This window comes from Halomonas profundus, from assembly GCF_020865425.1.
In the GTDB taxonomy this organism is placed as follows: Bacteria; Pseudomonadota; Gammaproteobacteria; order Pseudomonadales; family Halomonadaceae; genus Vreelandella; species Vreelandella titanicae.
The window spans coordinates 4473686-4486434 of sequence record NZ_CP086344.1 but is presented as its reverse complement, the minus strand read 5'-3'; the positions used below and the strand labels follow the sequence as shown (position 1 = coordinate 4486434).

The 12749-nt window shown below is 56.9% G+C and carries 11 protein-coding genes and 1 pseudogene; 2 read left to right on the top strand and 10 right to left on the bottom strand.

Going from position 1 to position 12749, the window contains the following annotated elements; all coding sequences use genetic code 11:
* Positions 1-172: 172 nt before the first annotated feature.
* From LMS44_RS20440 to hemP, 7 genes and pseudogenes are all read right to left on the bottom strand, one after another.
* A complete protein-coding gene (locus LMS44_RS20440; RefSeq protein ID WP_230803323.1) occupies positions 173-550 on the bottom strand; it encodes a YbaN family protein in 378 nt (125 codons plus the stop codon).
* 111 nt (positions 551-661) lie between these two features.
* Positions 662-1363: pseudogene (locus LMS44_RS20435) on the bottom strand (ATP-binding cassette domain-containing protein); the annotation flags it as partial.
* 53 nt (positions 1364-1416) lie between these two features.
* Positions 1417-2457 (bottom strand): FecCD family ABC transporter permease, encoded by a 1041-nt coding sequence (locus LMS44_RS20430; protein WP_190374481.1) that lies wholly within the window; start codon positions 2455-2457, stop codon positions 1417-1419.
* Positions 2454-3398: a heme/hemin ABC transporter substrate-binding protein gene (locus LMS44_RS20425; protein WP_190374482.1), complete on the bottom strand. Its 945-nt coding sequence runs from the start codon at positions 3396-3398 to the stop codon at positions 2454-2456. The genes LMS44_RS20430 and LMS44_RS20425 overlap by 4 nt, the downstream gene beginning before the upstream one ends.
* The gene (locus LMS44_RS20420) at positions 3395-4450 is read right to left on the bottom strand and encodes a ChuX/HutX family heme-like substrate-binding protein (protein ID WP_498946306.1); all 1056 of its coding nucleotides are present in this window, start codon (positions 4448-4450) and stop codon (positions 3395-3397) included. Before LMS44_RS20420 ends, LMS44_RS20425 begins: the two co-directional genes overlap by 4 nt.
* A gap of 31 nt (positions 4451-4481) precedes the next feature.
* Positions 4482-6458: a TonB-dependent receptor gene (locus LMS44_RS20415; protein ID WP_498946304.1), complete on the bottom strand. Its 1977-nt coding sequence runs from the start codon at positions 6456-6458 to the stop codon at positions 4482-4484.
* A 119-nt stretch (positions 6459-6577) separates the two neighbouring features.
* Positions 6578-6760, bottom strand: a complete 183-nt coding sequence (gene hemP / locus LMS44_RS20410) for a hemin uptake protein HemP (protein ID WP_141440563.1) — start codon at positions 6758-6760, stop codon at positions 6578-6580.
* A gap of 210 nt (positions 6761-6970) precedes the next feature.
* Between hemP and LMS44_RS20405 the strand changes: the two genes are divergently transcribed.
* Positions 6971-9106: a PhoX family protein gene (locus LMS44_RS20405; protein ID WP_141440564.1), complete on the top strand. Its 2136-nt coding sequence runs from the start codon at positions 6971-6973 to the stop codon at positions 9104-9106.
* A 112-nt stretch (positions 9107-9218) separates the two neighbouring features.
* Here the strand turns inward: LMS44_RS20405 and LMS44_RS20400 are convergent, their stop codons facing one another.
* Positions 9219-9554: a hypothetical protein gene (locus tag LMS44_RS20400; RefSeq protein WP_498946302.1), complete on the bottom strand. Its 336-nt coding sequence runs from the start codon at positions 9552-9554 to the stop codon at positions 9219-9221.
* Positions 9555-9741: 187 nt separating this feature from the next.
* On the opposite strand from LMS44_RS20400, the gene LMS44_RS20395 reads away from it, so the two are divergent.
* Positions 9742-10635: a LysR family transcription regulator gene (locus tag LMS44_RS20395; RefSeq protein WP_498946300.1), complete on the top strand. Its 894-nt coding sequence runs from the start codon at positions 9742-9744 to the stop codon at positions 10633-10635.
* Positions 10636-10752: 117 nt separating this feature from the next.
* Here the strand turns inward: LMS44_RS20395 and LMS44_RS20390 are convergent, their stop codons facing one another.
* Entirely contained in the window at positions 10753-11598 is an 846-nt protein-coding gene (locus tag LMS44_RS20390; RefSeq protein WP_498946298.1) for an alpha/beta fold hydrolase, read from the bottom strand.
* Positions 11599-12058: 460 nt separating this feature from the next.
* Complete coding sequence (locus tag LMS44_RS20385; protein ID WP_022521617.1) at positions 12059-12697, bottom strand: NAD(P)-dependent oxidoreductase; 639 nt, start codon at positions 12695-12697, stop codon at positions 12059-12061.
* Between the last annotated feature and the right edge of the window lie 52 nt (positions 12698-12749).

The window sequence follows — 12749 nt, the reverse complement described above, 5'->3', positions numbered from 1 at the left end:
CGGTGCTGTCGGGGCGCAGTGAAAAAATGGCGCCTGGTGCAATAAAGATGCCTTTTTCAGAGGCACGTTTAGCTAGCTCGGTGGTGGTGATATAGCGCAGGCGGAGTTGACCAAGCTACTTCCTAAACCTGAATAAAATGGCTTGAATACGCAGTGCAAGCATGCGCGAACCTTACTCTGCAGAAGACGAAGGCTCTGGCCGAGTAGCCAGCCAAACGGCAATCAGCATCAGTAGAGCGATCACGCCCCAGCGAGTCCAGCCAGGGCCGAGTGACCAAGCGGTGATCAGAGCACTCAACGCTATCATGCTAACAGCCGCCAACTTAGCGTGCCGGGGGATGGCGCGCTCTTGCTCCCAGGTAACCAGCAGTGGCCCGACATAGTGGCGGGAGCGGATCCAGGCCTCAAAGCGCGGTGAGCCTTTGGAGGCACAGTAAACAGCCATTAGCATAAACACGGTGGTCGGCAGCAGGGGCAGAAAGATGCCTAATACACCGATGCTAAAACTCATCCCTGCCAGCACTACCCACATGAGGCTGATCAGTCTCATTCTTGCTCCCCAATTGGCACACGGTGATGCATATATTGCCCGTTACGTATGGATAAGTATGGACTTATATGAGGGCTTTGCCACTCGACTCGTTGGCTGCTGAAAGCTGTCTTAAGGCGCCAGGGCGAGCAGGGGCTTGCCATGGGGGCCGCCCTCAATGTGCTGAAGTTCGGCTGCGTAAATCTTCGCAATGGTCGCGGGGTTGAGCACCTGGCTGGGTAGTCCGTGGTCAATACGCTGCCCTTGATGCAGCAACCATACCCGGTCAGCGTAGGTGCTGGCGAGATTAAGGTCGTGGAGTACGCAAACAATCGCCATGCGATGCTGTGCGGCCCAGCCGCGTAGTTGCCGCATCAAGCGCTGCTGCTGGCCGATATCCAAGGCACTGGTCGGCTCATCCAGCAATAAAATACCACCATCCTTGGCGGTGGGAGAGCCCCTTGAGAGTAGTTGGCAGGCGCCCCGTGCGATCATCACCCGCTGGCGTTCGCCACCGGAAAGCGAGAGTACGCTGCGCTTGGCGAGGTGGGTTAGATCCAGGTCGTTAAGTAGCGCTGCGACCAGTGATTTGGCCGGGTTACTGCCTAGACTCAACAGTTCGTCGGTTTGCCAGTCAAAGCCGGGGAGTTCCTGCTGGGCGACCAGGGCACGCCGGTTGGCAAGTTCGGCGATGGGCCATTCACGCAGGGGTTTGCCATCCAGATGTAGCTCGCCCTGCTCGGCAGGGCGAAAGCCTGACAGCATGCTGAGTAGCGTGCTCTTGCCCGCGCCGTTGGGGCCGACAATGGCAAGTAGCTCGCCAGGGCGAATTGTGCCGTCTAGTGGGGCGATAGCGGGGGTGGTGGTTAAACCAGCCTGATGGAGCGTTAGCATGCTCGGTTTCTGCGCATCAGTAGGTACAGGAAGTAGGGGCCGCCCAGCAGGCTGGTAAGCAGTCCCACGGGTATCTCCGCCGGGGCAGCAACGGTGCGGGCTAGCGTATCAGCCACGACTAGAAGCAGCGCGCCACCGAGCATTGAGGCGGGCAGCAGCAGCCGATGGCCAGGCCCTAACCAAAGCCGTAGGCAGTGGGGTACCAGCAGGCCCAAAAAGCCAATTACTCCGGTGAGCGCTACACACAAACCTACGCCCAGCGAGGTCGCGACCACCACCCGGCGTTTTAAGCGGCTTGCATCCAGCCCCGCCGCATGCGCGGTAGCTTCGCCCAGCTGGAGCAGGTCGAGTTCACGTGCGCTGCGCATTAACAGCCACAGAGCAGCGGCAATCAGTATCAGGGCTAGCGCCGTGGTGCGCCACAGGGCGTTAGTCAGTGTGCCCATGCCCCATAAACTAAGCTGGCGAAGCTGCTCATCGCTGGCGATAAAGGCTAAAACCCCACCGCTAGCCCCGGCGAGAGTGTTGATGGCCAAACCAGCTAGTAGCAGGGTCATCACAGCGGCACTGCCGCCGCCCTGACGCTTGGCGATGCCAAAGACAATCAAACAGACGCATAAGGCGCCTAAAAAGCCTGCCGCAAACTGACCGTAAAGGCTGCCTGCGCTGCTGTCTTGAAAGAGCACAATCCACACTGCTACGAAAAGCCCAGCACCACTGGCAAGGCCGAGCAGGGTCGGGTCGGCCAGCGGGTTACGAAACAGCCCCTGCATGGCGGCGCCGCTACCGGCAAGCATCGCTCCCACGGCCACGCCCAGCAGTAAGCGCGGCAGGCGCAGCTGCCACCACACCTGCACGCTGAGTGGATCGGCTTGGCCGCGGAGTACTCCCCAAGGGGAGATGCCCAGTGCGCCAGAGGAGGCCGCCCAGCCTAAAGCCAGTAGCAACGCAGCGGTTAATCCGACGAGAACGCGGGTAGTGCGGCTAACCGGCAGCCGCACCCGGAAACGGTAAGTGTTAAGAATGGCTATCATGGGCTTAGCTGGGCAGTGCTGTTTTGAGCGGTACTGTTTTGAACGGAACTGTTTTGGACAGAATTAGCCTGGGCGCTAGTCGGTGCGCCCAATAGCGCTTCAACGTCCTGGCGCAGGGTGAGTAGCTGATCGGGCGTGCGCGGGCCAAAGCCAAGCAGCGCTTGGTCATCAATGACAATCAACTGCTGCTCTCGGCCTGCGGGGGTTAACGCCATACCGGGTAACTGCCATAGAGCGGCTTCGCCACCCATTGCCGCCAGGCCCCGCTCGGAGACAATCACAACCTCCGGCGCTTGCCGGGCCAGGGCTTCGGCACCCACGCTGTGGTAGCCCTGCATCTCGGCGAAGGCATTTGCCAGGCCCACCGCTTCGAGCGTGCTATGCGCTGCCGTGTCGCTGCCCGCCGCACGGGGGGTTAAGCCGCTATGCTGCATGATAAACATAGCGCGGGTCGTCGGTAGGGCGGGCAGGTTGGCTAGCCGGTCAAGTTTCTCGTTCAAGGCGTCTGCTAAGGCCTCTGCCGCGTCGCGACGGTCAGTTAATCGGCCGACGGCGCGGACTTTATCGGCGATGGCATTGAGGGTGGGTGGGGCGTTGATAATCTCTACGCTGACACCGACAGCCGTCAGCTGCTCCAGCACTTCCTTGGGGCCTGCGTGCCCGGCGGCTAACACCTGGTCAGGTTTAACCGATAGGACGCTTTCAGCGGAGAGCTGGCGCAGGTAACCCACCGAGGGCAGCTCCGCCATGGCGGGTGGATGCACGACTGTGTCATCCCGAGCAATGACATTGATATCGGCATCTAACGCGGCCAGGGTTTCCGCGATATCGCCGCCCAGCACCACCCAGCGCTCGTCAGCATGGGCCAGAGGTGTTCCAGCCAGTAGCCATCCCAGTACGACGATCCCCAACAAGCGTGTCTTTACATGGTTGAGGGTCATGCCACCGCCTCTTGGTTGCCGAGCTCACTTAGTAACTGCCTCCACTCGCGACGCTCCACACGGCCCTCCTGACGCTCTGCGTAGAGTTGCAGCACTAGCGAACCTTGGGCATCGAAGGCCTCAATGCTGGTCACGCCGCCGTCGCGGTTGGGTTTGCTGACTTGCCATACTTGGTCAATCGCAGTGTCATCAAGGTGCAGGGTGAACTGCTCGCCAAATAGATTCAGCCAGCCGCGGGCGCGTTGAGGGGGGGGCAATGTGCCGGTGCGGATCTGTACGCAGCCGGGGCTGGCGACAAACAGCATCAACGGCAGCGCGCGAAGGCTGGCGTGCTGAAGCACTGTTTCCAGGGCATTGACGGGCAGCGTTTGGGTATAGCGTCCCTCCATTAACTGGTTGGCCTCAATACGCTCCAGATGATGGCGCTGGAGGAGGGCAAAGAACTGGTGCACATCGCGCATCGCGCCCCACTCGCTAGCGAGGGTCGGCGCTTCGGGCAGTGGGCGCTTCAAGCGAGGCATGCTCTGGGTAAACGCTGGCGTATCCCGAGTGCCCAAGGCCGCTAAGGCACCCCAGGGACGCGGCAGAGGGTTCTCCAGGGCAAAGCATTTGTGAACGGCGCAGCCATGTTGATTGAATATCTGCAGGCTCCAGCGCCACTGCGCCTCTTGAGTACTGGTGGCAGGCATAGAATCACGAATCAGGCAGGCCCAGTGCCAGCTCGTATAGAGCAAGCGTAGATCCAGGCCACCTGGGTCGAGTAACAGGCCTGTTTGTGGCCCGCCGCTAAGTTCAGGGTAGTCGCCGGTTTGCTCTAGCACGGCCAGCCGGGAACGGGTCAACGCTTTAACCCGCCCCAGTTGGGGCAGGTAGGCGGCGATATCGCTGGGCGAGAGCGGCAGCGTCCATACGTCGCGCCCTAAACGAGCGGCCTGCAGCTCGCCTTCACTGATCGATAAGCGTTCGGCAATCTCAATCGCAGGTAGCCGCGGCTGCGCGGCGCGCGCCGCGTCAAAGGCTTCGATAATCGCGATCTGTTGGGATGTAATCATGACGCACCTCTATCGGGTTGACTGCGTGGATTTACCACTGCCAGTTGAGGGTGGCGAACAGGCTGCGCCCATCGCCCAGGCTGCCGTCGGGGCGGTACCACACCTTGTCGCCAATATTGGCAAGGCGCAGCGAGGTATCCACGGCCGGGGTGATTTGCCAAGCGAGATGCACATCGTGCAACCCATAGCCGGGCAGGCGCTCGTCATCGCCCTGCTTATCGAAAGATTGGGCAAAACGCGCTTGCCAGCCCAGGCGGATATCGCTGTTATACAGAACCACCTCGCTTCCCAGGGTGGCTTCCAACGGTGTTTGACTGCCTAGGGGCTCGCCAGAATCGCGGTCTTTACCGGAGACTTCCGAAAGGCCCACAAAGCTTGTGAGTAGCGGGAAAGTGCTGGGCTGCCAGGTCACCCGGGCGTCATAGCCCCATAGCTGGGCGCGCTGAACGTTCACTGCCTGGGTGGTGCCCGCCATGATGTCGACGTGGGTGTCGATAAAATCGTCGGCGCGGGTGTCGAAGTAGCTGGCACGAACCTGCCAGTCGCCCTGATGCCAGACCACGCCGCTTTCCCAGGTGTGGCTGGATTCAGGCGAGAGACTAGGGTTGGGAATCCAGTAATTGTCCGGTGTGCAGAAGGCTGGCCCGGCGCAGAAACCGGCAAAGTGGCGCTCGTTGGCGTAAAGCTCGGATAGGCTAGGAGCGCGGAAGGCCTCAGCGTAGCCCGAAAACAGCATCAAGGCGTCATCGGGCCGCCAGGCAAGACGAAAGCGCGGTGACACTTGGTCGTGGACGCTATCGGATTCATTTTGGCCGCTGGCGTCGTAACGGTCGTAGCGGGCTCCCAGGCCAATATCAAACTGCCCGGCGCCGCCATCAGCTAAATAGCGCCCAGCGGTAAGCGTAGTGTCGAGATAGGCTGACTGGGTATCGATATCGGCTTTAGGAAAGCCATTCGCTTCGCCATCTGGCCGTTGGCGGGCCTGCTCCAATTCGGCGCCGAACACCAGCGTTTGCGAAAGCCAGCCGTGATCCATGGTGTGGAAGCCGTCGCTCTGAAGACCGGCCCGCTCTAGGGTACGGTTGGCCTGGGGCTCGTCGATATCCTGCTGGCTAAAGGTAAGCTGCGAGGTGACTTCGGTGGCAGCGCTGGGCTGCCAGCGGTGGCCCAACTGGACGTTGTTGCTTTCCACATCGCGATCGCGCAGCGGATTGCTGGCATCGGTTGAAAGCTGCTGTGGGTTGGCGGGCTGGGTGGCGCGTTCGTCGTAGTGCTGCCAGCTGATAAATAGCCGCTGGTCGTCGCTTGGCTCCCAACCGCCTTTTAGCAGCAGGCTATTGAGGGCGGCATCCTCTTCGGCTTCATCGCCCCCCGCGCGGCGAATATCGCCGGATTCACTGCGGCCGATTGAAAACAGGCCATCCACCTGGCCGTTGGCGGTATTGCGGCGGCCGAAGCCAGTCAGGCTCCCCCGCATTTCGTCGCTGGCCGTCGCACCGCCTATGGAAAGGCGTACGCCGCTATTTTCGCCGGGGGCAAGCAGGTCGTTGGCATTCACACTGGTGAAGCTGACGACACCGCCCATGGCATTGCTGCCGTACAAGCTGGAGAGCGCACCGCGTGCTATCTGTACTTCTTGAATCAAGCCAGGGTCGAGAAAGAAGTTACCGATGTGGCCGGTGGAGATATCCTGACGAACGCCATCCAAACGTACCAGAACACCTTTGCTGCCAAAACCGCGCATACTTAAGGTTTGGCCATTTCGGCGCCCTTGGCCAGCCACATGCAGGCCGGGTTGGCGGCTAAGCACGTCTTCAACCCGGCTGGCGGTGGCCAGCACAGCATCATCACGATCAATAATATCGATAATCAGCGGTGCCCGTGAAAGGTCCGTAGGTGCTCGGGTGCCGGTGACCGTCACTGGGTTAAGCTCGGCGTCGTCTGCTTGGGCGGTTAACAGTGGAAGCAGCGTTAAAAAGAGGCCACCAAAAGCGCGTGTGTGGTTCATAAGCCAGAGATTTCCAACAGGGATAAGTGGAAGAGGTCGCTGGCTGGGTGCGATGGGCTACCTGGCTGGCTTTGCCGTATAAATCTTTAAATTAATCAGGGGCTGAAATATTAAGAGCTTTAGGCGTTAAGAATTAACTTGCCGCTTTTAGTACGGCGCAACACATAGCGGCGCTGTTCATGGTGGATAACCAACTGGTCTGAGTTGCCAAGTAATTCTTTGCTATTCACCTCGTGGGCCACCTCGCGGGTCGTCGAGGCCGACGTATCTCCCTGGCCAGTGCCCTTAGCGGGTAACTGCATGAGAGAGCAACTCCTGTGTTAATGATAACTATTAGCGTTAATTTAGCAGAGTTGCAGACATCCCTCAATAGGGTTTGGGGAGTAAAAGTGACTAGCATTCGACCTTTCTTCATCTAAATGCAGGCGCTCCGTCATCGTGCTGTCATTAAGCTTCTTTAGTGTCTCCTAACGTTCAATCGTTGACCTACAAACGATCAGGGGGAGACCAAAATGAGTAAAGAGATCGAAGATCATCGCCTGTTTAACCACAGCGGCAACCAACCTTTCGCGGAAGTATTGGCGCGCCATGTATCCCGGCGTGATGTGATGCGCGGTGGTTTGAGCATGGCGGCTGCCTCGATGCTTAGTTTTGGTGGCGCTGCTCAAGCGCTTGCCTCAAGCAGCAGCCAAAAAACACCCCTGACACTGGCGTTTGAGGCGGTTCAAGGATCACGCACCGATGCCGTGGTGGTGCCGGAAGGTTATGTGGCCCAAGTCTTGGTGCCGTGGGGCACGCCGCTGAACCAAAATGTTACCTGGCAGCCCGAGCAGCCGATGACCGCTGAGCGTCAGGCGGAGAGTGTGGGCATGCACCATGACGGCATGGCCGGTTTTGCCCTGGATACCGACAACGCCTCGCGCCGTTTTGTGCTGGCGCTCAACAATGAGTATATCGACCAAGCAGCGCTATGGGCGCCCCAAGGAGGCCCCACTAATGCGGATGAGGGCCAGCGGCCAGCAGCTGAGTCGCGCACTGAGATCAACGCTCACGGTGTCACCCTTGTTGAGGTCGAAAAGAACGCCAGTGGCCAATGGGCGCATGTGCCGGGTTCGCGTTATAACCGTCGCCTCACCAGTGCGACGGTGATGGAACTTTCCGGGCCAGTGGCGGGCAGTGACTACGTCAAAACGCGCTTTTCGCCTGAGGGTACCCAAACCCGTGGTACCAACAATAACTGTGGTAACGGGGTAACGCCCTGGGGCACCTATATTGCCTGTGAAGAGAACTGGCCCAATGTGTTCGTTAATCATGGCGAACGCTTCCAGGACGACGCGCGGATTGGTATTCCCACCGCTAAAAGCCGCTATGGTTGGGATACTTCGGCGGGAGACGCCTCTGAACAGAATGACGAATTTGCTCGCTTCGACATTACCCCGCGCGGCGAGCGTGCTGAAGATGATTATCGCAACGAAGCACGCACGTTCGGCTACCAGGTGGAGGTCGACCCCTATAGTGATGCATTGGCGGTTAAGCGTACGGCACTTGGCCGTTTCCGCCATGAAGGGTGTTGGTTAGGCAAGCTGGAAGCCGGTCAGCCAGTGGTTTACTACTCGGGGCACGATTCCCGCAACGAGTACGTATATAAATATGTTTCTGATGCTGCCTGGGATCCCGCCGATGCCAACCGTCCAGGGGAAGAGTATGATCGTCTTGCCATTGGCAACAAATATTTGGATAACGGCACCCTCTATGTGGCTCGTTTCCATGCCGATGGCAGCGGTGAGTGGCTACCGCTAACGCCTAGTGCTCAAACGCGCGATGGCCGCACGCTGGCGGCGGCGTTGGGGCTAGCCGACGACGATGCGGCAGGTATCATCATCAACACCTGCGATGCAGCGGATTTGTTGGGTGCCACGCCAATGGACCGCCCTGAGTGGGCTTCCGTCGATCCTGCCTCCGGCGAGGTGTATCTCACCCTAACCAATAACACTCAGCGTACCGCTGAAGAGACAACCCCAACTTACACTAATGACGGTGAGCATCTGGAACAAGTAGGTGTTGGTTACGATTTAGCGCCCACCAATGCCGCCAACCCTCGCGCCAATAACGAAGCAGGGCATATTATTCGCTGGCGCGAAAGCCGGTTGCCCAACGCCTTTACTTGGGAAGTGTTTGTGTTTGGCGCGGCCGCTGACGATGCCGATAATCACTCGGGCCTGACAGAAATGAATCAGTTCGCCAGCCCCGATGGGCTCTGGTTCGACGAGCGAGAGGACGGTCAGGGTATCCTCTGGATCCAAACCGATAACGGTTATGATGGAGTAACCGAGTACACCAACGACCAACTGCTTGCCGTGGTACCTAACGGGCTCGACGATATTCAAGGCACCGGCCCGGTAATTAACAGCAGCAACCAGCAGCAGCTGAAGCGCTTTGCGGTAGGGCCGAACGGCTGCGAAGTGACAGGTATTTTTGCCACGCCGGATAAAACCGCGCTGTTTATTAACATTCAGCACCCGGGTAACTGGCCCGCGGATGGTAGTGAGCTAGTGCAAGACGCCACTGTTGCAGCCAGCGGCCAAGTACGCCCTCGGGCGTCAACCGTTGTTATTCAGAAACGCGATGGCGGGCCGATAGGAGTTTAAAAGCAGGCGTTGAGCACAAAGCTTAGTAACTAACTATATGAGATGCTTAAAACGCTATTAAGGGCTTCATTAAAAGCTTCGAACCTGGGAGAGGTTCGAAGCTTTTTTGATTCTAGGCCTGCTGAACTTGCCGCTTTTTCTGCCGGGCTTCTAGCGCGTGAATGGCATCGACCTTCAATGGGAGCTGGTTGGCCCAGAGAATATCTTCTCGACAATGGCCAATATCCAACAGTACGTGGCCATCGTAGGCTAGTAGCGGCAGTATATGGCGGCGGAAAAGCCAACGCCGCCGGTAACGCCACCAGGCCATATCGAGCGTACGAATTAACCTCATCGACGGCATGGCAGGCATGTAAAAATGCAGTGCTGGTGGCTTGGGCGGCGGCGCCAGTTGGCGAGCTTTTTCCCAGGCGTTATGGGCATGTTGGGCTGGGCATTCACACTTCATCGCGCACCTCCTTTTATTCACAACGGCTGTACAGTCAATGGCGCCAGGGCGCTAACTGGGCAGCTGTGATCAGTGATTAATAAGTGGGAGGGTCGCGACCTCTGGTTATCAGCTTGGCGCTTTGCCTTGGATCAATCAAACGAAAAGATCTACACTGAGTGTTAAGATTTTCTGAAAGGTGGGCGTGATGAATCAACTATCGAGCATAGCTCCCAGCCGGGCTGCCTTGCCGCTACTGGATAGCGAGGTGCTGCGCACCTTTGTGACAATTGCGGAGAGCGGCAGCTTCACCCGCGCCGCCCAGCAGTTGTTTCGTACCCCTTCCGCGCTAAGCATGCAGATCAAACGCCTGGAAGAAACGCTCGGGCAAACGCTGTTTGTGCGCGAGGCGCGCTATGTGCGGCTTACTGCCGAAGGTGAAGTACTCCTGGGCTACGGACGGCGGCTGCTTAAGCTCAATGCCGAAGCCGTCACCCAGTTTTTAGCCCCCACCATAGAAGGGCGCGTGGGGCTAGGGATAACCGACGACGTGGTAGGGCGTATCCTGCCCACTGTGTTGGCTCAGTATGCTCGCCCGCACCCGGCGGTGCAGGTCGATGTCGTGGTGGGACGCAGCAAAGATTTGCTCGCCCAACTGGATGATGGAGAGCTCGATCTTGCGTTGGTGATGAGCGTGGAGCCTGGTCAGGCGCCGCGCGGCGACATTGTTCATAGCGAACCGTTAGTGTGGGCGGGCCGTGAGGATGGTGTTGCCGTACAGCGAACGCCACTGCCGGTGACCTTGGCCCAACAGGGGTGCGCGTGGCGCAGAATTACCCTTAATGCCCTTGATCAAGCGGGGATTGCTTACCGAATCGCTTACTCCTGCGACCACTGTGCCGGGCAGGAAGCGGCCATGCTGGCCGATCTGGCCGTGACGGCTTTTCCAAAAAGCTTGATTCGACCACCGCTCAAGCGTCTCCACAACGAGTCACTGCCACCGCTAGGGGATTATCAAGTAGCGCTGGTGAAGCGTGCAGGCAGTGGTGATGCCAGCGAGGTATTGGCTGAGCGGGTGGTGGAGGCGTTTCGTGAGGGGTGAGTGGTAATGAATTATCATTAGCTTTTGAGCGGTAATGATTTTTTAGCGTGATGGTGCTAAAGATTACATGACCACACTCTTGCTTAGTGAGGCCATGTAATAGGGTAACGAAAGTGGTTAGGCAACCTGACTTTCAAACTCGTTAGGAATCAAAAAACCGCGCAGAATTTTCTCCATTCGTTTGCGTGCATCAGCATGCTCAAGGTCAAGAAAATGCCCTGCATTGGGCACGACTTCGAACTCGCATTTCGGCATATAGTCGTCGGCAATCAGAATGTCTTCCGGCGTTGTGTACTCATCCAGTTTGCCATTCACGAACAGCGTCGGTATCTCAATATTACCCAGGAGCTGTTCATAGTCGGTGTCGTTCATGGAGAGTATTTGTTCGATATGAAAGCAGACCTGTTGAAGCTCTTGATCATCTAACCGTGAGAGATGCCGGTAATTAATATATTTTAGTAAGCGGGGTAAGTATTTTCCCACTTCTTCATTAAGCAGGTTAGCCGCGGTTTTAACATCGCCAATTTGAATATAATGGCGAGCACCATTGATATAGCGCAGCATGCCGTCGTTAAGCTGAGTTGAAAATGAGGCTAGCACCGCTCTTCTAATGGAGGTGGGGGATTGCGCCAATGCCATCATGGCGGCATAGCCTCCCCAAGAAACGGAAAGTAACGACGTTGGTTGGTAACGTTCAATCAGAGCTAGGAGGATATTGACTTCATCCTCCTTGGTAATGATGCCACCTACAGGGTTATGTGGTTTTGACTGACCAGCAAAAGGCAAGTCAAACAGGATAACGTTTAACCCGTCACTCAAATATTTGACACAGTTGGTAAAAGAGGCGGTAGTAGCTAGCGCGCCGTTGACCATAATAATACTTTCAGTATTTTGTGGCTGTTGATAGATTTCTACATGCACGCAATGATTGCCTATCTTAACGAGCTCGGTGTTGGCTTTCATGATGTTTTCCTTGCAGTAATTGGGTCAGTTAATGCGAGTCTAGTGCGTGCATGTCTGCGTAATGGGTTCTGAACCTAATAAGTTCATTAGCTGTCACAAGTGTGCAAGTTTTTTAGTATTTCTTTATTTGTGTTTACCTGATTGTTGAAGGTATAGGCGACTGCGTATGTAGGATATTGCTGACAGCATTTGTAAGAGATTCGCTATACTTATGTAAGAAATGTCTTATAAGTAATTTTTTAATACACAGTTGTTAAGTAATGTGTGGTCAAGTGAGATTGGATTAATTAACATTGTTAAATATGACTGATGGTTTTACGGCGATGAACGATAAGTTCAGCAAAAAGGTGAAAGAGTAAATAGATGAGGGTAACGGGAAAAGGGGGGGGGGGAATAGAAGAAAGAGGCAACCCCTCACCTATCTCCAGTGAGGGGCATAACGACTTAAATAGCGACTTGATCAGTACGCGACGCAGAAACGTTGGTTGGTGTTATGTGGGTTTTCCAGCTCATCAATCATGGCGATGGCGTAATCCTGCACGGAAATACGGCTGTTGCCTTCGCTATCGGTGAGTAGCGTATCGCCGCCAAGCCGGAAACTACCCGTGCGCTCGCCGGGGAAAATCTCGGCGGCGGGAGAGAGAAACGTCCACGCTTGCGCCGTTTGCCCGCGCAGCGTTTCAAGAGCCGTTTTCGCCCCTTCCGCCGTGGCCCGGTACTCTGCTGGAAACCCCGGTGCATCTAACAAAAGCTTACCCGGCGCTACCTCGAGCGTCGCCGCGCCACCCACTATCAGTAGCCTAGGCACGGAAGCTTGTTGAGTGGCTGACAAAATCGAGTGAAAGCCTTTGAGGTAATAGCCGTAAACATCCTCTTGGGCATGGCCACTAAAGGCGCTGATAACGGCCTCGGCACCGCGTAGCTGCTCTGCAAGTGCCTCGGTATTTAACACATCACTTTTAACGGTAGTGAGATTCTCCTGTGGCGCTACCCGTTCAGGCCGAGTCACTAACGCCGTCACGTGATGGCCGCGGGAGAGCGCTTCGGTTAATAGGGCGGATCCAATGAATCCGCTAGCGCCAATCAGTGCAATCTTCATAACAGTTCTCCTTAAGTGGGTTGTCGCTGCATTGTCGGACGCTTTATTGATT